Below are 24,075 nucleotides of genomic sequence, written 5' to 3'. Positions count from 1 at the left end.
TCGGAAAACTAGGATTGAAAAAAATCAGAATTGTGATAAAATACAAATACAAAGCTTATCAAGAGAAGCGGAGGGAACTGGCCCGAAGAAGCTCGGCAACCTGCTTATAGAAAGCAAGGTGCTAAATCCAGCAAAATGGGATCCATTTTGAAAGATAAGGTAAAATATATTACCGAACAGTCTTTTCGAAATGGGAAAGATTTTTTTTATGAATAAAAAGGGGGGGCTGTTCGCGTGAGTTTACGGGAACATTTTGATGAAGTATCCGAGAAGATTGAAGCGATGCTTGCTGATATGAAATATGGTTCAATTACAATTGTTGTGCAAGATGGAAAAGTAATTCAGTTAGAGAAAAGTGAAAAAGTACGTTTAAAGTGAAAAGCGCTGACTAGAAAAACTAGAGGCGGTTTTAACCTATTTTCATTAGGTTAAAACCGTCTTTTTGCTTTTACAGGGGGAAAAAACATGTTGACGTATGAAACGTGGGAAGAAAATGTTGTTTCGTTTTCGGAAGAAGATGAAACAAAAGGCGCGTTATCAGTATTAAATTGGGCTTATAAAGAATATAAAGATGAGGTTGTCTACGCATGTAGCTTTGGGGTGGAAGGTATGGTATTGCTGCACATTATAAACCAAGTAAATCCATCTGCTAAAGTTGTATTTTTGGATACAAATGTTCATTTTCAAGAAACGTATGAATTAATTCAAAAAGTGCGGGAACGATTTCCTTCATTGAATATTATAGAAAAACAGCCAGAACTTACACTTGATGAACAGGCGAAGTTGCATGGTGAAAAACTGTGGGAGAGCAATCCGAATCTTTGTTGTAAGATTAGAAAAATTTTACCTTTAGAAAAATCATTAGTCGTGGAAAAAGCATGGATATCGGGCTTAAGAAGGGAACAATCAGAAACACGTAAGCATACAAAGTTTATAAATCAAGATCATCGTTTTCAATCTATTAAAGTTTGTCCACTCATTCATTGGACGTGGAAAGAAGTTTGGCGATATGTATACAAACATAGCTTGCCGTATAACCCGTTGCATGATGTTGGCTATCCAAGTATTGGGTGTGAGAAATGTACGTTACCTGTAGGGGATGGTGGCGATTCAAGAGATGGTAGATGGGCTGGAAAAGTGAAAACTGAATGTGGTCTTCATTACCAATAAGATGAATCTTGAAATAAAGCTAAGAGAGGATATAGAAAAATGAGCATAGTAAACGAATTAGTAAACCGTATAGATGAGACATATGACGTATCACAAATTGAAAAAGAAATTAAATTAGACAATATTGCGTTAAGTGATTTAGAACTATTGGCGATAGGTGGATATAGCCCCCTTACTGGTTTTTTAGGGAAGGAAGATTATGATTCAGTTGTAGAAACGCTTCGTTTAGCAAATGGTAGTGTGTGGAGTATACCGATTACATTACCGGTAACAGAAAAAGTCGCAGAAAGCCTGAAGACTGGAGAGGAAGTAAAGCTTGTCAACAACGGAAATATATACGGTGTCATTCAAATAGAAGATATTTTTGTACCAGATAAAGAAAAAGAAGCGTTACTTGTATATAAAACAACGGATGAGGCTCATCCAGGAGTGAAAAAATTATATGAACGACCAAACGTTTACGTTGGAGGAACTATTATTCTAACAAAACGCTTTGAAAATAATCAATTTCCTTCTTATCATTTAGACCCAATTGAAACGAGGGAAGCATTTAAAAAACGTGGGTGGAAAACAGTGGTCGGATTTCAAACGAGAAACCCGGTACATCGTGCCCATGAGTATATTCAAAAATCTGCTCTTGAAATTGTAGATGGTCTCTTTTTAAATCCGCTCGTCGGAGAAACGAAATCGGATGATATTCCTGCTGATGTAAGAATGGAAAGCTATGAAGTACTTCTTCAAAACTATTATCCGAAAAATCGTGTCTTTTTAAGTGTATTTCCTGCTGCCATGCGTTACGCAGGACCAAGGGAAGCGATATTTCATGCGTTAGTAAGAAAGAATTTTGGATGTACCCACTTTATAGTAGGGCGTGATCATGCTGGAGTAGGAGATTATTACGGAACGTATGAAGCGCAAGAAATCTTCACAAATTTTACGATAGAAGAGTTAGGAATTACACCACTATTCTTTGAACATAGTTTTTACTGCACGAAATGTGAAGCGATGGCTTCAACGAAAACATGTCCGCACGGAAAAGAAGATCATGTTATTTTATCGGGTACGAAAGTAAGAGAATTATTAAGAAACGGTGAGATTCCGCCAAGTACATTTAGTCGTAAAGAAGTAGTGGAAGTGCTAATTAAAGGTTTGAAAAAAGAAGTAGTAACAGAATAGGGAGAGAACGAGATGGATACGAATATTACTTGGCACACAGCTTCGGTTTCAAAAGATGAGAGAAGAGTGAAGAATGGACATCATAGTTTTGTAATTTGGTTTACTGGTTTATCAGCTTCGGGTAAATCTACAGTAGCGAATGCGGTCGCTCGTAAACTTTTTGAAAAGAATATTGGAAATTATGTGCTGGATGGGGATAACATTCGCCACGGTTTAAATAAAGACTTAGGATTTTCTGAAAGTGATCGCATGGAAAATATAAGACGTATTGGCGAAGTGGCAAAGTTATTTGTAGATCAAGGAGCAGTTGTCCTTACAGCATTTATTTCACCATTTCGAGTAGACCGCAAACAAGTAAGAGATTTATTAGAGGCAGATGAATTTATTGAAATTTTTGTGAAGTGTCCGATTGAACAGTGTGAGAAACGTGATCCGAAAGGACTTTATAAAAAGGCAAGGAAAGGTGATATTAAGGATTTCACAGGTATTGATTCGCCTTATGAAGAGCCAGAGCAAGCGGAATTAATTGTAGAAACGCACAAATATTCTATTGAAGAATGTGCAGAACAAATCGTGAAGTACTTACAAGAGCGTAGTTTTATATAGGGGGATAAACAATGAGTTATGAAAAAGTATGGGCTAACAATGAAAAATTAAATCAGACCGAGAAAAATAAATTAGAAAAAGATGGCTTAGAAATTTTCAATGATATTCCTTACTATGCGGAAAATGGTTTCAAATCTATTCCGAAAGAAGAGTGGGATGCCTTTAAATGGGCAGGCTTGTATTTACAAAGACCGAAAGAAGCTGGTTATTTTATGATGCGGGTAAATATTCCGTCGGGGATTATTACAAATGCACAGGCAGAAGTACTTGCTTCTATCGCTGAAGATTATGGACGTGATGTAATAGATATTACGACGAGACAGGCGATTCAGTTTCACTGGTTAGAAATTCAGCAAATTCCAGATATTTTTAAAAGATTAGCAAGAGTTGGGTTATCTTCAGCGGGGGCTTGTGGTGATATAACGCGGAATATTACAGGTAATCCGCTTGCTGGCATTGATGCAAATGAACTATTCGATACAACGCATATTGTAAAAGAAGTATATGATTACTTCCAACATAATGAAGAGTTTTCTAACTTGCCACGCAAATTTAAAATGTCTATTAGTTCTAATATTTATAATTCAGCAAACGCAGAAATTAACTGTGTTGCATTTACGCCTGCAACGAAAGAAATAGATGGTGAGAAAAAAGTTGGTTTTCATATAAAAGTAGGTGGAGGATTATCAGCTCGACCGTATTTAGCTGATGAATTAGATGTATTCGTTTTACCAGAAGAAGTGAAGGCGGTGGCGATTGCAATTGCTACTATATTCCGTGATTTTGGATATCGTGAAAAACGTCATTTAGCTCGGTTGAAATTTCTTGTTGCGGACTGGGGAGCAGAGAAATTTAAAGAGAAACTAATAGAGTATACAGGGCCTTTACAAAGTAAAGGGGAAAGTGCACTCAAAGGATGGAATGCAGGCTATTTTTATGGTGTTCAAGACCAAAAACAAAAGGGATTAAAATATGTAGGTTTTAATGTACCGGTAGGTCGTTTACATGCAGAAGAAATGTTTGAGATTGCAAGAATTGCAAAGCGATATGGAAATGGACAAATTCGTACATGTAACTCGCAAAACTTCATTATTCCGAACGTTCCTCCGGAAAATGTAAAAGGATTACTTAGTGAACCGCTGTTTGAAGCGATATCTGCTAGCCCGAAATCATTTATTGGTTATGCGGTTTCATGTACCGGTATTGAATATTGTAATCTTGCACTAGTAGAAACGAAAGAAAGATTAAGAAAAATTGCAGAATACTTAGATACACAAATTGCACTCGATGTTCCAGTTCGAATTCATATGGTAGGCTGCCCGAATTCATGTGGTCAACGTCAAATTGCTGACATTGGGTTACAAGGGGTGAAAATGAAAACGAAGGAAAAAGGCATTGTTGAAGCGTTTGAAATATACGTAGGTGGAACATTGTTAGATGGCGGTGCCTACAATCAAAAGTTAAAAGGAAAAATAGATGGCGAGGATCTACCTGATGTACTCGCATCATTTATAAGTTATTTCAAAGAGAACAAATTACCAGCCGAAACATTTTATGATTTTGTAGGTCGTGTTGGTATAGAGACATTACAAATAGCGTTAAATAACGTGTTAGAAGAAGTAATAGCGTCTTAGGAGGGGCAATATGGATTTATATCGATTTGAAGCGGTATTAGTGAGTAGCATTGTTCCAATTGTTGTTGTTGCTGAAAGTGAAGAACAGGCATTTAAGATGGCGGAGATGGAGCTTGAAAAACATTTTTTACCGTTACCAGAGGTAAAGGAGATTGCTTTATTTGAAAAAAAGAAGATTCGAAAAAGCGCGGCCTTTGTTATTCATGAGTAAGGAACATTGAAATATGAAGAAATGAAAACTTCCATTCATATATAAGGATGGAAGTTTCACTTTAATAGTAGAAATGAGGAGAGATGATGGGGAAGGTTTATATTGTTGGAGCGGGTCCTGGTGATCCAGATTTAATTACTGTTAAAGGATTGAAATGTATTGAGAAGGCAGATGTTATTTTATACGACCGTCTTGTGAATAAAGAGCTGCTTTCACACGCAAAGCCTGAAGCGGATTTGATTTATTGCGGGAAACTCCCGAATTATCACACGATGAAGCAAGAAACAATTAATATATTTCTTATTAAGTATGCGAAAAAAGGAAAAGTTGTAACAAGGCTTAAGGGCGGCGATCCATTTGTGTTTGGTAGAGGGGGAGAAGAAGCCGAAGCATTAGCAAAGCAAGGTGTACCATTTGAAATCGTCCCAGGTATTTCGTCTGGAATAGCCGCACCTGCTTATGCTGGTATTCCAGTGACGCACCGTGATGCAAGTGCAAGTTTTGCTATTGTGACTGGGCATAGGAAAGAAGGTGCTGAAGAAGAAGTGAAATGGGAAAGTTTAGCGAAAGGTGTAGAGACTTTAGCGGTATATATGGGGGTTAGTAATTTGCTCTACATATGTGAGCAACTTATGAAGCATGGAAAAGATAAAAGTACGCCAGCTGCTATTATTGAGCAGGGGACGACGTCTATGCAGCGCACAGTTGTTGGAACGTTAGGGACAATTGTAGATGTTGCGAAAAAAGAGCAAATTCAAAATCCGAGCATGATTGTAATTGGAGAAGTTGTCCGTTTTAGAGAAAAAATTCATTGGTTTGAGAAGCAGACAGAAAATGCTTATCAAGTAAGTGGAGTGTTGTAAAATGAAAGCCGTTTTATATATATGTCATGGAAGTCGTTTGAAGACAGCGAAAGAAGAGGCGATTCAATTTATTACATCGTGTATGAGCCGTATAGAAGCGACTATTCAAGAAGTTTGTTTTTTAGAGTTAGCGAATCCTTCTATTGAAGATGGTTTTCGTACATGTGTGAAGCGTGGGGCCACAGAGATTATTGCTATCCCTGTTTTTTTATTAGCGGCAGGTCATGTGAAGAAAGATATTCCGTTTGAATTGGTAAAGCTCAAGAATCAATATCCAAATGTTAAAGTGACTTATGGTAATCCGTTTGGTGTATCAGAAACACTTGTTAAATCGGTGTATAGCGGAAGTGGCATCGAACAGGAAGATAAAAATGAAGTGACGTTACTTCTCGTTGCAAGAGGGAGTAGTGATCCTGAAGTATTAAGAGATATAAACTGGATTGCTTCTTTATTTCAAACAAAAGAGAAGGTTAAAAAAGTAGAAGTTTGTTATTTAGCGGCTGCAGAGCCAAAATTTGAGGAGAAGTTAAAGGAAGTTGTAGAACGAAAAGAAAAGAACATCGTTGTACTGCCTTACTTGTTATTTACAGGTTTACTTATGAAACATATTGAGAAAGAAGTGCGCCAATATGAATTGGAAGAGATAAAAATCAGTCCATATTTAGGGAAGAATGAAGCGTTTCAAGATATGTTAATTCAGAAAACGACGGAGTTATTGAAAGGAGATCAGTATGTATCCACTTACAGTGCGAGTTAATGAGAAACGCGTTGTTGTTATTGGCGGGGGAAAAGTTGCAGGATTTAAAATTATTCCTTTACTCAAACAGGGTGCGGATATAGTTGTGATAAGTCCAGAATTAGATGCGAATTTAGTAAAACTTGTGGAAGAAAAGAAAATTCGTTGGTATCAAAGAGAATATGAAAAAAGTGATATTAAAAGTGCTTTTTTAGTTGTTGCAGCAAGTAGTGATTCAATATTAAATGAACAAGTTGCTGAAGATGCCGCTGAGAATCAATTAGTAAATGTTATTACAAATCCGGAAAGTGGTAATGTTCATTTTCCGGCAGCGATTCATCGTGGTTTACTTAATATAGCAGTTTCTACTGGGGGAGCGAGCCCGAAGCTCGCAAAAAAAATTCGAGATGATATTGCAAATAAATATGATGAGACATATGAATCATATTTAGATTTTTTATATGAAGTAAGGTTGAAGTTAAAAGATTTACAGTTAGAAAAGAGGGAACGAAATATATTGCTCCAAGAAGTGTTGAAATCAGTATATGTGCAAAACGAGGGGAAAAGAGAAAGTTTTTTACGAGAATTAGAGGAAAAGATTTTAAAATAATAAAAGATAAAGTGCGCTTTACAAATATAAAAATATAATTTATAATCACAAGTAACTTCAATAGATGAAATCGATGAGCAAGAAGAGTACGTATATTTGATGCGTTCAGAGAGCTGGGGTTAGGTGGGAGCCCGGTACGATAAAATATACAGAATGGGCTTGCGAGAGGTATGTTGAACATTGTAGTAGGCAACCCGGGTTCTGCCGTTAAAAGGATAGAGTATCGGAATTATTCCTGTACTTGAACAAGTGGGATTTATCAATCCAATTGAGGTGGTACCACGGTATTTACATTACATATATCGTCCTCTACATGCATATTTGCGTGTAGGGGACTTTTTTATTTTCTAAAGGAGGTGTGCGAGTATGAAATGAAAGTGTATAATTAACAAAAGTTTAAATATTCAGAAAAGGAGAATTTATGATGAAAGAAACACAGCAATGGACGTCGAAAATCGGCTTTGTACTCGCAGCAGCCGGAGCCGCAGTAGGTCTTGGTGCGATATGGAAATTTCCATATGTTGCAGGTAATGGCGGGGGAGGCGCATTCTTCCTTGTATTTTTACTATTAACTTTATTTATAGGTATGCCTCTTCTAATAGCGGAGTTTGTTATTGGACGTAGCACGCAAAAAGAGGCGGTTACAGCTTATAAAGTACTAGTGCCAAATAGCAAATTATATCCTTGGATTGGTCGTATGGGAGTTGTTACTTGTTTTAGTGTACTATCTTTTTATAGTGTTGTAGGTGGATGGATTTTACTTTATTTATATTATAGTGTGACAGGAAGTTTCTGGAATGGAGTAGCTGATTATGGACAATTGTTCGGTGAAACGATTTCCAATCCATTAAGTGCGATTGGAGCGCAATTTATCTTTATGCTTTGTACGATTTTTGTTGTAAGTAAAGGTGTAGAGAAAGGTATAGAAAAGGCAAGTAAGTACATGATGCCGCTATTATTTATTTTATTTATTGCGATTATTGTTCGTGCGTTAACACTCGATGGTGCTTTTGCTGGAGTAGAGTTCTTCTTAAAGCCAGATTTTTCAAAGCTTACAGCAGATACGATTTTATATGCGATGGGACAATCTTTCTTCTCGCTAACAGTAGGTGCCTCAGTAATGGTAACGTATAGTTCGTATTTAAAGAAAGAGGAACATTTAGCGAAATCAGCAACATCTATTGTAAGTTTAACTGTTTTTGTTACAGTACTTGCAGGATTAGCGATTTTCCCGGCGATTTTCGCATTAGGAGTTAAACCGACTGAAGGACCAGGATTACTGTTTATCGTCCTTCCAGCAGTATTTGCAAAAATACCATTTGGTCAATTTTTCTTTATTATGTTTTTAATTTTATTCTTCTTTGCGACTTTAACATCAGCAATTTCAATGCTTGAAATAGTAGTAGCATCTGTTGCGAAAGGTAATGAGAAGAAGCGTCCATCAGCATCATTATTAATTGGTATTCTTATTTTTGCAGTCGGTATTCCATCAGCGTTATCATTTGGGATTATGAGTGACGTGAAAATATTTGGGAAAACATTCTTTGATTTAGTCGACTTTTCAGTAAGTAACGTATTGCTACCGTTAGGGGTACTAGCTATTTCATTATTTGTACCAAATAAAATGAGTAAAGAATTGTTGATGAAAGAATTAGAAGTGACGGAAACGAAAGGGGAAACGTTATTTAACATTTGGTTCTTCTTACTTCGTTATGTTATTCCGATAACTGTAATAATTGTATTTTTAAATGCGATAGGTGTATTTAAAATGTTTGCATAAAAAAAGGCGGGGAGCTCCCGTCTTTTTTATGTTGTTGAATGTAATAGAGGATTATATGCTTTATAGGCTGTGGTGACTGCGAGGAATGAACCGATTAAAAATAAAACTGAGCCGCCAAATGTAAATATCCGGCTGATATATGTCGCTCTAGCTTCTTCTATTTTTTGTTGTAATTGCGTATTCATATGGATCACCTCGTAAACTAGAGGCATTTAGTTATGGTCTATGTAGAATGCCTATATTGTGTGAAGTATAAATAAAAAAACCTCGGTAGGCACCGAGGTTTTTTATAATCCGATATAAGGAGATGGGTCAACTGCGTTTGTCTTGCCGACATTCCATTCTCCAAGATGGAGTTCGAAGTGTAAATGTTGTCCGTATGATTGGCCCGTATTCCCCATAAATCCAAGCTGATCGCCTTGTTTTACAGTTTGTCCATTCGATACAGAACGGCTATTCATATGAGCATATACTGTCGTATATGTTTTTCCGTTTATACGGTGAGATAAATACACTACGTTTCCGTAACTAGATGATAATTCTGAGCGAATAACAACGCCATCTGCAGCAGCGATAATTGGAACCGTTCCCGAAGCAGCGATGTCAATTCCTTTATGGTTATCTAAAGAACGTACACCAAATCCGGAAGTTTTTGATCCGGCTGCTGGTTTGATAAAGCCACCGATATTTGTATCATGTGGTGTTGGGGCTGCTTGAGCTTTTTGAGCAGATTTAGTAGCTTGTTGCTTGCGAGCCTCTTCTGCCTGGCGAGCTTCTTCCGCTTTACGAGCTTCTTCGGCACGTTTTTCTTCTTCAATTGCTCTTTGAACAGCTTGACGTTGATTTTCTAAAATGCCTTTGGATTCTTCTAATCCTTCAATCTCTGAATCTACTTTTGCTACTTTCGTATGTAGATCGTTAATAAGGGTTTGTTGCTGTTGTTGGTTATTTTGTAATTCTTGCTGTTTTTGTTCTAGTTTTTGTTCAGATTCTTTCAGTTGTTGTTCTTTTTTCTCAACAGCTTCTTTTTCTGTTGTTACAGCATTTTGATCAGATGTTTGTTTTTTTACAATATCTGTATCGTTGTTTAATATTAAACTTACGGAGTACATATTATCAACAAGATCAGCAATGTTTGTAGAGTTTGTTAATACTTCTGTAATGATATTTGTACGCGGTTTTTCTTGCATAGATTGTAATCGTTGTTTAATAACTTCCTGACGTGTATCTATGTTTGTTTGTAATTGTTCTATATGTTTCTTTTTATCAGTAATTACTTGTTGCGTTTTGCTAATTTCCTTTTTTGTATCGTTTAATTCAGCCTCATTTTTATTAATAGAAGTAGTTAATTCATCGATTTTCTTCTGTAATTCTTGAATTTCTTTTTCTATTTGTTCTTTCTCGACTGATTTATTTTGTAAGTCACTTTGTTTGCCTTCTAATTCAGATTGAATATTAGATAATTTATCTTGATTCGTTTCAGCGTATACGGGTGAAAGTAACGGGGAAGCAAAAATCGTTCCTGCTGCTAAAACACTAAACGCTGCAAATTTCTTTTTCATTGTTGTCTGACTCCTTTCCCTATGAATGTTATATATCATAAGAAGAAGGGTGTCTATCGTTGTAATCATAATGTAAAGAAAAATTTATAAAATTGCTAAGTTTTGTCGGAATTTATCATTTTTCAACTGTAATTGTCATAGTGCTTACATTTTATTCATATGTGTAACAAAGGTATATTTTGGGATTTATCTGTAAAATAAAGGAGGAAAGTAATCGTTTTTATGAGATAAGATATTGCTTGGAAAGCTAATAAAACACTAGTGAGGAATCGTTCTCATGTTAGGTTTTCTGACATGGGTCTGCTTTTTGTCAAGAAAATTATTTGTGTTCGGGCAAAGTTATTTTGTTGTCAGATTTAAATTTTTGATTTATGATTTTTAACAGGGACAAAATGTAGTGAATTGTCGAATAATATGTAATACTCTTAATTTCAAGTTTTATAGAGATAGAATGAGAGATAGAGTGACACATCGAAGAGGGGGTTACAACAAATATGAAAAGAATAGGACTTGCATGGCAAATATTAATAGGACTTGCACTTGGTATTGCGGTTGGGGCGATTTTCTTTGATAATCCAGCTGTTGTGAAGTACTTACAACCAATTGGTGATATTTTCATCCGATTAATTAAAATGATCGTTGTACCGATTGTTGTAGCAAGCATTGTTGTTGGGGTTGCTGGTGTTGGCGATGTTAAAAAACTAGGTCGACTAGGCGGAAAAACAATTATTTACTTTGAAATTATTACAACAATTGCAATTATTGTTGGTCTATTAATAGCGAATATTTTCCAACCAGGAAAAGGCGTAAATATGGAGCAGTTAACAAAGACAGATATTTCGAAATATACACATACGACAGAGCAAGTACAAAGTCATTCATTTGCAGATACATTTGTAAATATTGTTCCAACGAACATTATGAAGTCATTAGCTGACGGAGATATGCTTGCTATTATCTTCTTCTCTGTACTATTTGGTTTAGGTGTAGCGGCAATTGGTGAAAGAGGAAGACCAGTTCTTCAATTTTTCCAAGGTGTAGCTGACGCAATGTTTTACGTAACAAACCAAGTTATGAAATTTGCACCATTTGGTGTGTTTGCACTAATTGGTGTTACAGTTTCTACATTTGGTCTTGCTTCATTAATTCCATTAGGGAAATTACTAATTGTCGTATATGGAGCAATGATTTTCTTCGTAGTAGTTGTCTTAGGACTTACAGCGAAAATATTTGGAATTAATATTTTCCAATTCTTTAAGATTTTAAAAGACGAGCTGATTTTAGCGTATTCTACAGCAAGCTCAGAAACAGTTTTACCAAAAATCATGGAGAAAATGGAGAAATTCGGTTGTCCGAAAGCAATTACATCTTTCGTTATTCCGACAGGTTATTCATTTAACTTAGATGGATCAACTTTATATCAAGCAATTGCGGCTATTTTCTTAGCGCAAATGTACGGTATTGATTTATCTATTACACAACAAATTACATTATTGCTTGTATTAATGGTTACATCAAAAGGTATCGCAGGTGTACCGGGCGTATCATTCGTTGTATTATTAGCGACACTTGGTACAGTAGGTATTCCACCTGAAGGCTTAGCGTTCATTGCTGGTATTGACCGTATTTTAGATATGGCTCGTACAGCAGTTAACGTTGTAGGAAACTCTTTAGCAGCTGTAGTTATGTCTAAGTGGGAAGGTCAATATGACGCTGAAAAAGGACAAGCTTATTTAAAAGAGATTTCTGAAAAGGGTCAAGCGGCTTAATTATAATATGAACAAGCTCTCACATAATATGTGGGAGCTTTTCTGTATATAGAAGAGGAGCAGACATAATGAAACGTAAATATGGTGACGGTTCTTCGTGGAAGAGGCTAATAGAGAAGGGTTATACGGTTAAGCAAGTGGAAGAGGGGATGCTCGGAATACTGGATATAAAAAAGGTGAGGAAGCCTAGTTGTAAAGAATATGATGGTGAAGAACTTTGTATTGCAGCGGATCAGTATATGTGGATTCAATATTTCATAGACGGGAAAAACTTTGCGATTACCGCTATGTTAGATGATCAGAAAAAATTAGTGCAATATTATATCGATGTGGCGAAAGAATATAAAATAGACGATCGTGGTTTACCTTATTTTGATGATTTATATTTAGATGTAGTATTATTATCTAGCGGTAAGGTGTATGTATTAGATGAAGAGGAGCTAGAGGATGCTTATAAAAGTGGCGATGTCACGAAGGAAGAGTATGAGTTAGCTTGGTACACTACGAAATGGATATTAGCTGCAATAAAAAATAGTGAATTTTATTGGATTTCAATATTAGAAGAAGAAATCGAAAAGTTAAAATGATTGTTGTATTCACATTTTTGTATAATTACCAAAAAAATCTATACAAAAAACAATTGACTTTTGTTTTGTAAGCGAGTAAAGTTAGGAAAGAAATTATTATTAAAAAATAAATATGAAACCTTCTTATAAAGAGAGGCGGAGGGACTGGCCCTACGATGCCTCGGCAGCGGACTCGATTTCAGAGTGCTGTGCCAAATCCAGCAAGCGTGTGCTTGAAAGATGAGAAGAGCGTTTCTTATAGATGTATAAGACCTCTTCTCATTGGAAGAGGTCTTTTGTTATTCATTAGAAAAAGGTTGAAACTAGGGAGAGATGGTACTTTGAAAGAAACGAGAGGAAATGGTTTAGCTTTATTACCACTTGGGATATTTTTGGCGCTATTTATTGGTTCTGGAATTATTACAGGTGATTTCTATAAATTGCCGATACTTGTAGCGATTTCAATTGCTGTAGGAGTCGCTTTAGTGATGAATCGTAAAGAAAGTTTTAATGTGAAAGTCGAGCGGTTCGCTAAAGGTGCAGGAAATCCGGATATTATGATTATGGTATTAATTTTTGTGCTTGCAGGTGCATTTTCTGAAACTGCTAAAGGAATGGGCGGAGTAGACTCAACTGTTAATTTAGCGTTAACTATTTTACCGCCAGGATTTATCATAGCTGGAATCTTTGTTATTGCTGCGTTTATTTCATTAGCGATGGGAACTTCAATGGGAACAATTGCAGCATTAGCACCGATTGCTGTAGGTATTAGTGGTCAAACTGATATCTCAATTGCGCTTGCGATGGCTACTGTTGTTGGCGGAGCGATGTTTGGTGATAATTTATCATTTATTTCAGATACAACAATCGCAGCTGTTCGTTCACAAGGAACAGAAATGAAAGATAAGTTTAAAACGAACTTTTTAATTGTATTACCAGCAGCTATTATCACAATTGTACTATTAGTAATAGTTACTTCAGGAAGTGATACGCAGGTTAAAGCGCATAGCTTTGATTGGATAAAGATTTTACCGTATGCAGGAGTACTTATTACAGCGCTACTTGGCTGGAATGTACTTATTGTATTAACTGGTGGAACTGTACTATCTGGTGTTATCGGTCTTATAGATGGAAGTTACACGTTAGAAAGTTTCTTTAAAAGTGTAACGACTGGAATGGGCGGTATGATGGAGTTAGTATTACTTGCTATATTAATTGGCGGTATGGTTGAATTAATCCAATATAATGGTGGTATTCAATATTTAATGAATGTATTAACACGTAATATTCGTTCGAAAAAAGGAGCGGAATTTGGTATTGCTGGTTTAGTGAGTATGACAAATATGTGTACAGCGAATAATACGATTTCAATTATCTTTACAGGCCCGCTTGCAAAAAATATTGCAGATCAATATGAAATAGACCCTCGTAAATCAGCGAGTGTATTAGATCTTTTCTCATGTTGTGTGCAAGGATTAATTCCGTACGGTGCCCAAATGTTAACGGCAGCAGGATTTGCAGCGTTATCTCCGGTTGAATTGTTACCATATGCATTTTATCCAATCTTAGTTGGAGTATGTGGGATTGTTTCTATTTTAATTGGGTTTCCAAGGTTTTCGAAAGTAGCTGAGAAAAAAAAGTATCATAAAACAGCTTAATTTAATATGAATGTTAGTAATTAAAAAAACGTGCAGAGAATAGACTCTGCACGTTTTTTTGCGTAAAGGGCTGAATATGACTCGGTCTTAAGTCTGAGTTAAAAACGGTTCTTAAGCTCGTTATGGAAAGATGAAAAAATAGTTAAGATAAGAGTATCAAATCGAAGGGAGGCAAGCACAAGATGAAACAATTTCTAGCGTTTATCGCAGCCGGTATTTTGGCTTTAATTGCTCTTGGTAGTCTTGCTGGTATTGTAGGGTTCGCAATCGGAGCAGGAGTTGTATATTGGAGCTATAAATCATTTGTGCGAGCTAAATCATTTTTTGGAAAGTTAGCTTGGGGTATTGTTGGTTTAATCGGTTTATCCATTGCACTTTCTCATTCGCCAGCATTAATCGGTATCGCTGCTTTAGTGGTTTTATATTACGGATACCGTGAGTGGAAAAAAGAAAAAGATGTAGTTGTTGAATCTGCTCCAGAAAGTTCTAAACCATATAGCAACTTTGAAGATGAGTGGAACAAATTAATGAAAAATTAAAACAATAAATCAAATTATAAATAAAGTAGAAGAGAGGAAGATTTATAATGAAACAATCTTTATTCGGACGTGTACGCGATGCAATTTTAGCTGATTTTCATAACGTGTTAGATGAGAAGGAAAGAAAAAATCCAATTGCGATGTTAAACCAATATTTACGTGATAGTGAGCGCGAAATAACAAAAATTGAGAAGTTAATTGAGCGTCATAAAACATTAAAATCTAACTTTGCTCGTGAGCTTGAGCAAGCGCGTTATTTCGTTAATAAAAGATCAAAGCAAGCTATCATTGCTCAAGAAGCAGGCGAATTACAATTGCATGAACGTGCTTTAGAAGAGGTAGCTTATTATGAAGGGCAAGTAACTCGATTAGAAGAAATGTATGCAGGTGTTGTAGAGCAAATTGATGAGTTAGAGCGTCGTCTTTCTGAAATGAAAAATAAGTTAAAAGAAATGCACGCAAAGCGTATGGAACTAATGGCACGTGAAAATATGGCACATGCAAATCGTCGTATGAATACTGCGATGCATAAAATGGATGAAAATAATCCGTTCTTACGATTTGAAGAAATTGAAGATCACATTCGTGACTTAGAAACTCGTATGAATGAAGAGCATGAGCGTGACACATTTGATATGAAAATTGCAAAACTTGAGCGTGAAATGAAAGAAAAGAATGATATATCGTTAACGAAAGAGTTAACAAAATAATAGTAGTATATTATAAAACAGGCTTATGATATAGTGATAGGAGAAAAGGTGTTGGAAAGCAATGCCTTTTCTTCTATGTATATGTGACAAGAAGGGGGGAGCTGAAATGAAGAAACATTTTTCAAAGACACAATTAATGGGAATGCTCCTCATCATATTTGGATTCGGTCTTTTTCTTGATATGATACTTGGACATTTTGAACCAGGTGGTCTCATTTTTGCATTTATTATGCTTATGTTTGGAAGGCATTATCGTAAAAAGAATCGTTATGTACGGGGAAATGTATTTTTATTTGTTGGTGGTATCGTATTTTTATTTTTCTTATTTTCATCAGCAGCATTTGTTCTTGTCGTATTTGCTTGTTTAGCTTTAATTGGTTATCAATTGATTCAACAAGGACATCAGCAAAAAGCAATGAAGGTTGAAATTAAAGAAAAAGGGATTATAGACGAAGAGAAGCAAATATATCGTACAGAACCATATTTGAAAAATATGTTTGTAGGCAATGTAAGAATGATGGATCATATTTATGAACTTGAGGATATTAATGTTCAATATGGTGCTTGTGATGTGGAAATAGATTTAACAACTGCTATGATTCCAGAAGGGGAAACGGTAATTGTTATTCGGGGTGTCGTTGGTAATATTCGTTTATATGTGCCGTATGATATTGAATTGTCTCTAAATCATTCTGTTATTGTCGGACGTGTGCTCTTGCCAGGTCATGAGGAGACAGGGTTTAACCGCAATGTTACATTTAGAACAGAGCAGTATAAAGAGGCTCCTCGTCGTATAAAAATTATTTCTTCGCTTGTCGTAGGCGATACGGAAGTGAGGAAAGTATAATGAAGAAACAAAAAAATATTTCGTGGATGTATATTCGTTATTCTATGTTGTCCTCAGTTAGTATCGCACTCATTTGTACAATTGTATATGTATGGAAAAGCGAGCAACAAGTATATGATTTATTATGGAAGGAATCCATCGCTTCTGTTCCAATTGGCTTGTTTATTATGACTACAAGTTTACTTATCGGAGGAATTGTAGGATATGCAATCGGTTACTATATAGAGCAGCGTATACAAGGATTAAATACGTTTCTATTTGAAGTAGAGCGAGGGAATTTTCCGAGTGATGTTTCGTTTACTGCAGATGATGAATTTCATGAAGTGGAACGAAAAGTAATCGTTCTGGCTCGCCGATTAGAGGAGCAAGCTGGACTCTTTCAAAAAGTAACGAATGAACGAGCTCATTGGAATGAAGAGATGAGACAAGAAGCAATTTCTCAAGAAAGGCATCGATTGGCGAGGGAGCTGCATGATTCTGTCAGTCAGCAGCTTTTTGCAATGTCGATGATGATGTCGGCTATTAATGAACAAGTAGCTGAATTTCCAGAAACGACGAAAAAGCAGTTGCAACTCGTTGAAAATATGGTCGTAAATGCACAATCAGAAATGAGAGCATTGCTTCTTCATTTACGCCCAGTACAGTTAGAAGGTAAAAAACTAACAGAGGGTATAGAAGAATTATTAACAGAACTGTCTAGAAAGCAACATATGAAAATTGAATGGTTAATTGAACCGATTCAATTAAAAAAAGGTGTAGAAGATCACTTATTCCGTATTGTGCAAGAGGCGCTGTCTAATACTTTACGGCATGCGAAGGCAAAGAAAACGGAAGTGCGCCTTCGAAAAATTGATCAATATGCGATTTTAAAAATCATTGATGACGGCGTTGGGTTTAAAGTAGGGGTTAATAAGGCTGGTTCATATGGTCTAAGATCGATGCAAGAGCGTGTTCATGAAATTGGTGGTACATTAAAAGTGCTTAGTTTTCCAAATAAAGGTACACAGATAGAAGTGAAAGTACCCATTATGATTGAGAGAGGGGGAGAATCATGATAAAAGTATTACTAGTGGATGATCATGAAATGGTTCGAATGGGTGTATCTGCATATTTATCAACGCAGCCAGATATTGAAGTAGTTGGAGAAGCTGAAAATGGAAGAAAAGGTTCAGAGTTAGCTTTGCAATTAAGACCGGATATTATTTTGATGGACCTTGTCATGGACGAGATGGATGGTGTCGAAGCAACACGTGCTATTATTCAAGAATGGCCAGAAGCAAAAATTGTAGTTGTAACAAGTTTTTTAGATGACGAAAAATTGTATCCTGTTATTGAGGCTGGGGCGACCAGTTACTTGTTAAAAACATCAAGAGCAAGTGATATTGCAGATGCTGTACGAGCTACTTATGATGGAGAAACAGTATTAGAGCCGAAAGTTACCGGGAAAATGATGTCCCGTATGCGTCAAAAGAAAGAGCAACCTTTGCATGAGGAGTTAACAGAAAGAGAGTCAGAAATTTTGTTATTAATTGCAGAGGGGAAAAGTAATCAAGAGATTGCAGATGAGTTGTTTATTGCGCTCAAAACAGTAAAGACACATGTGAGTAATATATTGAATAAGCTAAATGTAAGTGATCGGACACAGGCGGTTATTTATGCGTTTAGACATCAATTGACGAAATGATACAGTGAAACTTTAATCAGTGGGGAGCTATCCTCACTGATTATTAATTTGCACCGAATCTTATTATTGACGTCAATATATGTAAGCGTTATCATTAGGTTGTTAACAGTACATACAAAGGGGAGAATGTATATGTTAGTTCAAACTATATTTGGCATGGATAAGTCTAAAAAATTAGGGGATTATGTGAACGTATTACAAGCGCTTTGTGAACAATATAATGTTGAAACAGATAAAATTGCAATTATTGAGGCGACAGAAGAGTACTATTTATTTTTAATAAAGCAAGAAGATTGCTACGATGTTGTCAAAGTAGAAACAGTGGATACAAATATCGATTATTATACGAGAGCGTATAAAATAAGTAGTTTTAATCATACTGCTTCTCAAATGTAAAAAACTCCCTTTTGGGAGTTTTTTAGGATGCTTTTACTTCATGAGATTCGGTTAGCAAGGGGACTTTTTTCGCACCACTTAGCTTAGCGATTGTAAGGCCGATAAGAGATCCAGCTAATGCAGGTACTAGCCAGCCTATTCCTTCATTATATAAAGGGATAAATTCAAAATATGATGTGATAAATGAAACGGAAATACCACCTTGTTTTAATCCATCAAATACGCTTACGATTGCTGCTCCAATCAAAGCGCCTACATAAACGGAGCGATATCCACCGAAGTATTTATGAAGTAATGATAGTAGTACGAGTACAATCGCAATTGGATACACAACAAGTAGAATTGGAACAGAGATGGCAATGATTTTTGTTAAACCTAAGTTGGCAACTAGTAACCCTAAAGCACAAATGATACTTGCGAACATTTTGTATGAAAATGTAGTTAATAACGTTGAAAAATATTGGCTGCATGCAGATACGAGTCCAACACATGTCGTTAGGCAAGCGAGTGTAACGATAAGAGATAATAGAAGCAAACCGTACGGACCGAATAATTGTTGTACGATAACAGTAAGTAACTGTCCACCATTTTTTGCATATCCGAGAGAGACGCTAGTTGCCCCGAGCCAGCCGAGTGCACCATATACAAGTACGAGCCCTGTAGCGGCAATAAGCCCTGCTTTTGCTGTGGCGATGGCAATGGACTTACGATTATTCACACCTTTAGAGCGAATTGCATTTACAACGATAATTCCGAATGCAAGTGCTGAAATGGTGTCCATTGTTAAGTAGCCTTCCATAAATCCTTTGAAGATTGGAGAAGTTTGATACTCTTGCATTGCTGGTCCTGATTGCCCAAGTGGTGTGAATACACTTTTAACAAACAATAAGAAAATTGAGAGTAATAAAATAGGTGTTAATATATTTCCAATACGATCAACAAGTTTAGATGGATTCAAACTCAGCCAAAATACGATAGTAAAGAAGATGATTGTATATACAAATAGCACTAGGCTGCTAGAGCGGATTGTTTCTGGTAAGAAAGAACTAACACCCATTTCATAAGCGACATTTGCAACACGTGGGATGCCCATGGATGGACCGATGGCAATATATACAACTACCGTAAAGAAAATTCCGAATAATGGATGAACATGACTTGCAAGTTGCTGCATTCCATTTCCTGATAGAGAAATTGCGATAACAGTAAGTAGTGGTAAGCCAACTCCTGTTAGTAAAAATCCAATCATTGCTGGCCAAAAGTTTTCACCTGCGTTTTGTCCAAGCATGGGAGGGAAAATTAAATTACCTGCCCCAAAAAATAAAGAAAATAGCATAAGACCCGTGAAAAAAATATGTTTTTTTGATACAGTGTTCATTGTTTTTCCTCCTTTTTCATTCATTCATTTGTAAGAACACAAAAAAACTCGTCCCTAAAGAAAGGGACGAGTTATATTTACCCGCGATACCACCCTAATTTACACATGTAGAAATAAATCTATATGTATACGGCTTTGCAACGTACAACATGATACGTGTTCCTTGTAACGGGGGACGGCCGGTAAGAACTTACTGTAACATTCGGTTCTACTTCTCGGAGATGATTTTCGGTTACGCACTGAACGTTGGCTTTCAGCAAATCGCCAACTCTCTGGGGAACAGTTCTATAACGTACTCGTTCTCGTCAATGAATTTTTATTCAAGTATTCTGACAGTATTGTTGCATGTTTTTTTTAGAAAGTCAATATGTTTTTTGGAAGATATATTTATATACGAAAATATCGAAAGTGATATTCGTTGTTGTAAAGGGAATGATGAATTGTAAAATGGGAGTAAAAATTTGCGGAGAATTGTAAAATTTATAGAGAAAATTGATATTTATAGGAGTGAAGAAGGGATTGTTTGAATTTATAGAGAATAATACAACAATCCACTTGCTGGAAAGAACAAACCAAAAGAGGTGACTGAAATGCTTGCGATGGGAGTATTATTTGGCATTATTGCTATAATTGGTTTTATGTGGTTATATTATTCGCGTTCGTTTAAACAAGCAGAAGTTTTACTCTTTCAAAAAGGTAGTTTGTTGACAAATCAGTCTAGATATTTAGTATGTCCGAAGTGTGGAAGTGCACAGGCTAGAAGTGGAGGATATCAAGAGTGTTGCAAAATTAGATTATGAAAGAAAGGAAGCCTCACATTATTTTGTGAGGCTTCCTTCCTTACAACTTCATCGCGCTCCAAATTGTCCATCGATCTCTTTCAATAATAGGAGAGACGTTTTGTAATGCGGTCTGTATATGATGTAGAAGTTGAGAAAGTTCATCATCTGTTAACTCATATAGAATGGATCGACCTGTTCGAGGAGATAAATCTTGCAATAATGCTTCTACAGAATCATGTATTTTGCGTATTTCCCATTGTGTTTGTGTGGGAAGTACATGAAGAGAATGTTTTTGTAATTCTGTCTGTATAGTGTTGGTTTTTGGACGTCTTTTTGACTCTATTTCAATAAGTTTTGGAAATAGAGAGAAAAAATATCCGCGAATGTGTTCGGGACTTCCTGGAATTGTACAATCTTCAATTGTTCGATCTTGTAAAATAAGTACACCGTTTTTATTTAATATACGAGAAGCTTCACGTAAAAATGTAGGAATGTCTTGTAAATGATGAATAACTGCGCGAGAAATAACTATGTCGAATGTTTCATTAAGGTATGGGAGATTATGTGCATCACTGTGGACGAATGAAATGTTTGGAAAGTTGTTACAATTTTCTTTTGCAGCTTGTAATATTTCTTTTGAAAAATCAAGTCCCACAACATTTTTTGCTCCCATAAGAGCGAGTTCTTTCGTATAAATTCCGCCACCACAGCCGATATCAATTATTTGCTTGTTTTGTATTTCTGTAATGTTTTTTACCATTTCAGCCCAAGAAATATGAGCGTTTCTTGTTGCATATGTGTACTTATTATTTTCATCATGAAAATTAATGGACATGATAAAGACCTCCTTTCAATGATTAGTATAGCGTATTTAATAGGATGTCACGTTTTTGTTTTATGTATGAAGATTATAAGGATTTCTTATCGTAAAAGGAGGATTAATTTGAAAGGGAAATATGTATTGGTGTTGTTGTTTGTTATGTTACTAGCAGCTTGTGGTCAAGTTGAGCCAAAAAAAGAAACAAAAAAAATAGAAGAGACGGTGAATGAAGTGAAAGAAACAATAGGGGTAACCGTTATACAAAGAAAACATAAAGAGAAAAAGTTGCAAGAATCAGAAGCGAAGTTAGTAATAGACATTTTGGATAAAGCTGAAAAACAAGAAATAACAGGAAGCTTCGGTGAACCTGAATATGAAATACACATTAGTAGAGATGGGAAAAAAGAAACTTATTATGCATGGTTAAGGGGAGAAGATAGACGAGGATGGGTGCAATATAAGAAAGCTATGTATATGTTGAATGAAAAAGATACGGAAAAGCTTTTGGATATATTTCCAAATGTCTCAGAACAAAAAGAAGATGAGATGCAGGTAAGCCCTTTAACGGAAGTAACAAAAAAAGATTTGCAGATTACCGCGTTTCATATTAAAACAGGCGATCAAAACGTGAATTATATGGTACGGTATACGATTTCACAATCACTATACAATAAGTTAGTGAAGGAGAAAGAATATTATTTGCAACTCAATTTTTCAGAAAAAGTTCAAAAATTAATTGGCGCAAAAGAGAGTGAAATGATTTTAGGTGAAAAAGTAAAGGAAGGGTATAAGCAATATGAATTGCATGCTACTGTGCAGGTAAAAAGCGCTTCAGAATCACAATTAAAATCATTAGAAACATATTACGAAAATTATGATTTGAAAATATTAAACAGTGAAAAAGAAAAAATAGGTTTGTTTCAAAATATAATTCAGATTGTTAAAGATTATGGTGAAAAAATGAATTTTCAAAGATAAAGTGAGACTTTAATTAGCCCTTACTGATTGGAATGAATGTAAACTCGTCAAATCTATATGGCCTTTCCTAGGAAATGATAATAGAGAGGGGAAAACACCCCTCTCTATTACTTTGCTTTTGTAGATGGCTCATTCATTGATTTTCGTGTAATAAGAAAAGAAATCATAAGAGCGGAAAGGATGACAAGGGCAATAAATACGTGATTGGGCAACAAATCTAATAATAATACGTAACTAACGGTATAAAAAATAAGAGTTGAAGCTAAAAACGATAGAGCACCTATTATAAGAGATTGTAAATTCATTTGTGTACACCTCCTTTTATTTATATTTTTGGCTTAAAATGGATTATATAAACATTATTTCTAATAATAGAAAAAAATATGTCATAATAGAGAAAAGAACAAGCTTTGATGAATGAATATGATTCATTAATGAGAGATAAAGGAGAGGAATATGAAAAATAATAAAAAAGGATTATGGGGAATTATTGTTGCGATAGGTCTATTTTTACTGTCTAAGTTAAAGTGGGTATTTGCATTTTTTAAATTAGCAAAGTTTTCAACGGTATTTAGTATGTTTCTATCGCTTGGCGCATACGCAGTTCTATATGGTTGGAAATTTGGAGTAGCGCTCATTTATTTGTTGTTTGTTCATGAAATGGGCCATTTATGGGCTGCCAAAAGAAAGGGGATTCCAACATCGCCAGCAATCTTTATTCCATTTATGGGGGCCCTTATTGGAATGAAAGAGATGCCGAAAAATGCGAAAGATGAAGCTTACATTGCCTATATGGGTCCGCTTTTCGGACTTCTGTCATTTTTACCAGCGATACCGCTTTATATAATGACGAAAGAGCCATTTTGGGCGCTTGTTATTTTGCTTGGAAGTATGATTAATTTCTTTAATTTAATTCCCGTTTCGCCGCTAGATGGTGGGAGAATTATTTCAGTTGTCAGTACTAAAATTTGGGGAGCAGGCCTTATTTTATTACTTGGCTATTCAATTTACTTTAAAAGTATTTTGGGAGGATTTATTGTTATTATCGGTTGTATGGAGTTATATAGAGTAATAAAGAGAGATGAGCCGATTAAGGAATTAGGGCATAAAATTGATGGGATGAAAGAATATGTTACTAGGCTTGAAGAGGAATTAAAAGAAACGGGTGCTGTACATCGGACTATATATGTGATGCATCATGAGATGCATGCATTAAGACAAAGAGAACGGGAAAAAGAGTTACAAATAGGTGAACTTCAAAAAATGGAAGTGTTAGAGTATCTTTTACCGAAGTTCGAACCGTTAGATTATGTTCCATATGAAGATGAAAAAGATGAGTATACAATTCACATAAGGGAAGCATTTGAAGCGTCAGAAAGAAAATTAAATGAATGGAAAACAGAAAAGGAACAACAAGAAAACTATTATAAAGTGGATGCGAAAACGAAATGGACAGTATTTGCTTGTTATATCGGATTAATGGCTATACTCGGTTACACAGCTTATGAAGGATATATTGTTTTACAAGATTATTTGCCAACGAGAAATGTATAGAAAAACATTGTCGAAATGATAGGAAGAATTAATACAGGAATTATAT

General features: G+C 35.6%; 27 protein-coding genes, 2 riboswitches and 2 other annotated features. Of the genes, 22 read left to right on the top strand and 5 right to left on the bottom strand.

Annotated features, from left to right (window positions below; all coding sequences use genetic code 11):
- Positions 1–52 precede the first annotated feature (52 nt).
- Positions 53–161, top strand: a riboswitch (SAM riboswitch).
- A 73-nt stretch (positions 162–234) separates the two neighbouring features.
- From AC0OM3_RS17485 to AC0OM3_RS17440, 10 genes are all read left to right on the top strand, one after another.
- Positions 235–378, top strand: a complete 144-nt coding sequence (locus AC0OM3_RS17485) for a YezD family protein (RefSeq protein WP_000058410.1) — start codon at positions 235–237, stop codon at positions 376–378.
- Positions 379–465: 87 nt separating this feature from the next.
- Positions 466–1,170 carry a phosphoadenylyl-sulfate reductase gene (locus tag AC0OM3_RS17480; RefSeq protein ID WP_000959020.1) on the top strand — a complete coding sequence of 235 codons (705 nt, stop codon included), beginning with the start codon at positions 466–468 and terminating at the stop codon, positions 1,168–1,170.
- Positions 1,171–1,209: 39 nt separating this feature from the next.
- The gene (sat, locus tag AC0OM3_RS17475) at positions 1,210–2,346 is read left to right on the top strand and encodes a sulfate adenylyltransferase (protein ID WP_000029487.1); all 1,137 of its coding nucleotides are present in this window, start codon (positions 1,210–1,212) and stop codon (positions 2,344–2,346) included.
- Between the two features lie 12 nt (positions 2,347–2,358).
- Positions 2,359–2,952: an adenylyl-sulfate kinase gene (cysC, locus tag AC0OM3_RS17470; protein ID WP_000380505.1), complete on the top strand. Its 594-nt coding sequence runs from the start codon at positions 2,359–2,361 to the stop codon at positions 2,950–2,952.
- 11 nt (positions 2,953–2,963) lie between these two features.
- Positions 2,964–4,586, top strand: a complete 1,623-nt coding sequence (locus AC0OM3_RS17465; protein ID WP_000119627.1) for a nitrite/sulfite reductase — start codon at positions 2,964–2,966, stop codon at positions 4,584–4,586.
- Positions 4,587–4,596: 10 nt separating this feature from the next.
- Positions 4,597–4,797 carry a DUF3906 family protein gene (locus AC0OM3_RS17460; protein ID WP_000366922.1) on the top strand — a complete coding sequence of 67 codons (201 nt, stop codon included), beginning with the start codon at positions 4,597–4,599 and terminating at the stop codon, positions 4,795–4,797.
- 86 nt (positions 4,798–4,883) lie between these two features.
- Positions 4,884–5,660: a uroporphyrinogen-III C-methyltransferase gene (gene cobA, locus AC0OM3_RS17455; RefSeq protein WP_000521258.1), complete on the top strand. Its 777-nt coding sequence runs from the start codon at positions 4,884–4,886 to the stop codon at positions 5,658–5,660.
- Position 5,661: 1 nt separating this feature from the next.
- Entirely contained in the window at positions 5,662–6,417 is a 756-nt protein-coding gene (locus tag AC0OM3_RS17450) for a sirohydrochlorin chelatase (protein WP_000648889.1), read from the top strand.
- Entirely contained in the window at positions 6,392–7,006 is a 615-nt protein-coding gene (locus AC0OM3_RS17445) for an NAD(P)-binding protein (protein WP_000283355.1), read from the top strand. Before AC0OM3_RS17450 ends, AC0OM3_RS17445 begins: the two co-directional genes overlap by 26 nt.
- 64 nt (positions 7,007–7,070) lie before the next feature.
- Positions 7,071–7,319, top strand: a binding site (T-box leader).
- Between the two features lie 111 nt (positions 7,320–7,430).
- Positions 7,431–8,786 carry a sodium-dependent transporter gene (locus AC0OM3_RS17440; protein WP_000665432.1) on the top strand — a complete coding sequence of 452 codons (1,356 nt, stop codon included), beginning with the start codon at positions 7,431–7,433 and terminating at the stop codon, positions 8,784–8,786.
- Between the two features lie 26 nt (positions 8,787–8,812).
- Here AC0OM3_RS17440 and AC0OM3_RS17435 read toward each other — a convergent pair whose 3' ends face one another.
- Positions 8,813–8,971, bottom strand: a complete 159-nt coding sequence (locus AC0OM3_RS17435) for a hypothetical protein (protein ID WP_001096000.1) — start codon at positions 8,969–8,971, stop codon at positions 8,813–8,815.
- 102 nt (positions 8,972–9,073) lie between these two features.
- The gene (locus tag AC0OM3_RS17430; protein WP_000726084.1) at positions 9,074–10,348 is read right to left on the bottom strand and encodes a murein hydrolase activator EnvC family protein; all 1,275 of its coding nucleotides are present in this window, start codon (positions 10,346–10,348) and stop codon (positions 9,074–9,076) included.
- Between the two features lie 494 nt (positions 10,349–10,842).
- Here AC0OM3_RS17430 and gltP point away from each other — a divergent pair, with 494 nt between their 5' ends.
- From gltP to AC0OM3_RS17385, 9 genes are all read left to right on the top strand, one after another.
- On the top strand, positions 10,843–12,117 hold the full coding sequence (gene gltP / locus AC0OM3_RS17425; protein ID WP_000821126.1) for a glutamate/aspartate:proton symporter GltP: 1,275 nt from the start codon (positions 10,843–10,845) through the stop codon (positions 12,115–12,117).
- A gap of 68 nt (positions 12,118–12,185) precedes the next feature.
- Positions 12,186–12,704: a ribonuclease FAU-1 family protein gene (locus AC0OM3_RS17420; RefSeq protein WP_000824650.1), complete on the top strand. Its 519-nt coding sequence runs from the start codon at positions 12,186–12,188 to the stop codon at positions 12,702–12,704.
- Between the two features lie 120 nt (positions 12,705–12,824).
- A riboswitch (SAM riboswitch) is annotated at positions 12,825–12,930 on the top strand.
- A 94-nt stretch (positions 12,931–13,024) separates the two neighbouring features.
- A complete protein-coding gene (locus tag AC0OM3_RS17415) occupies positions 13,025–14,341 on the top strand; it encodes a Na+/H+ antiporter NhaC family protein (protein WP_000665488.1) in 1,317 nt (438 codons plus the stop codon).
- A 182-nt stretch (positions 14,342–14,523) separates the two neighbouring features.
- Positions 14,524–14,880 carry a lmo0954 family membrane protein gene (locus tag AC0OM3_RS17410; RefSeq protein WP_000808640.1) on the top strand — a complete coding sequence of 119 codons (357 nt, stop codon included), beginning with the start codon at positions 14,524–14,526 and terminating at the stop codon, positions 14,878–14,880.
- A 47-nt stretch (positions 14,881–14,927) separates the two neighbouring features.
- Positions 14,928–15,590 (top strand): PspA/IM30 family protein, encoded by a 663-nt coding sequence (locus tag AC0OM3_RS17405; RefSeq protein ID WP_000814126.1) that lies wholly within the window; start codon positions 14,928–14,930, stop codon positions 15,588–15,590.
- 106 nt (positions 15,591–15,696) lie between these two features.
- Positions 15,697–16,437, top strand: coding sequence for a cell wall-active antibiotics response protein LiaF (liaF, locus tag AC0OM3_RS17400; protein WP_000716094.1), 741 nt, complete (start codon positions 15,697–15,699; stop codon positions 16,435–16,437).
- The gene (locus AC0OM3_RS17395; RefSeq protein ID WP_000744331.1) at positions 16,437–17,492 is read left to right on the top strand and encodes a sensor histidine kinase; all 1,056 of its coding nucleotides are present in this window, start codon (positions 16,437–16,439) and stop codon (positions 17,490–17,492) included. Before liaF ends, AC0OM3_RS17395 begins: the two co-directional genes overlap by 1 nt.
- On the top strand, positions 17,489–18,121 hold the full coding sequence (locus AC0OM3_RS17390; protein ID WP_000598709.1) for a response regulator: 633 nt from the start codon (positions 17,489–17,491) through the stop codon (positions 18,119–18,121). The genes AC0OM3_RS17395 and AC0OM3_RS17390 overlap by 4 nt, the downstream gene beginning before the upstream one ends.
- 57 nt (positions 18,122–18,178) lie before the next feature.
- On the top strand, positions 18,179–18,517 hold the full coding sequence (locus tag AC0OM3_RS17385; RefSeq protein WP_116777483.1) for a DUF3922 domain-containing protein: 339 nt from the start codon (positions 18,179–18,181) through the stop codon (positions 18,515–18,517).
- Positions 18,518–18,539: 22 nt separating this feature from the next.
- Here the strand turns inward: AC0OM3_RS17385 and brnQ3 are convergent, their stop codons facing one another.
- Entirely contained in the window at positions 18,540–19,895 is a 1,356-nt protein-coding gene (brnQ3, locus tag AC0OM3_RS17380; RefSeq protein ID WP_001099173.1) for a branched-chain amino acid transport system II carrier protein BrnQ3, read from the bottom strand.
- Positions 19,896–19,954: 59 nt separating this feature from the next.
- Positions 19,955–20,213: a binding site (T-box leader), on the bottom strand.
- Between the two features lie 272 nt (positions 20,214–20,485).
- Here brnQ3 and AC0OM3_RS17375 point away from each other — a divergent pair.
- Positions 20,486–20,695, top strand: a complete 210-nt coding sequence (locus tag AC0OM3_RS17375) for a hypothetical protein (RefSeq protein ID WP_000880630.1) — start codon at positions 20,486–20,488, stop codon at positions 20,693–20,695.
- 40 nt (positions 20,696–20,735) lie between these two features.
- Here the strand turns inward: AC0OM3_RS17375 and AC0OM3_RS17370 are convergent, their stop codons facing one another.
- Positions 20,736–21,512: a class I SAM-dependent methyltransferase gene (locus tag AC0OM3_RS17370; protein ID WP_000026277.1), complete on the bottom strand. Its 777-nt coding sequence runs from the start codon at positions 21,510–21,512 to the stop codon at positions 20,736–20,738.
- Between the two features lie 108 nt (positions 21,513–21,620).
- Here AC0OM3_RS17370 and AC0OM3_RS17365 point away from each other — a divergent pair, with 108 nt between their 5' ends.
- Entirely contained in the window at positions 21,621–22,475 is an 855-nt protein-coding gene (locus AC0OM3_RS17365; RefSeq protein ID WP_474212498.1) for a YhfM domain-containing protein, read from the top strand.
- Between the two features lie 107 nt (positions 22,476–22,582).
- Here the strand turns inward: AC0OM3_RS17365 and AC0OM3_RS17360 are convergent, their stop codons facing one another.
- Positions 22,583–22,780, bottom strand: coding sequence for a hypothetical protein (locus AC0OM3_RS17360; protein ID WP_001053357.1), 198 nt, complete (start codon positions 22,778–22,780; stop codon positions 22,583–22,585).
- A 151-nt stretch (positions 22,781–22,931) separates the two neighbouring features.
- Between AC0OM3_RS17360 and AC0OM3_RS17355 the strand changes: the two genes are divergently transcribed.
- Positions 22,932–24,029, top strand: a complete 1,098-nt coding sequence (locus AC0OM3_RS17355) for a site-2 protease family protein (RefSeq protein ID WP_000794471.1) — start codon at positions 22,932–22,934, stop codon at positions 24,027–24,029.
- Positions 24,030–24,075: the final 46 nt, after the last annotated feature.

Source organism: Bacillus sp. FAU20 (genome assembly GCF_056033865.1).
The sequence above is the reverse complement of the archived record's forward strand: the minus strand, read 5'-3'. Positions and strand labels throughout refer to the sequence as shown.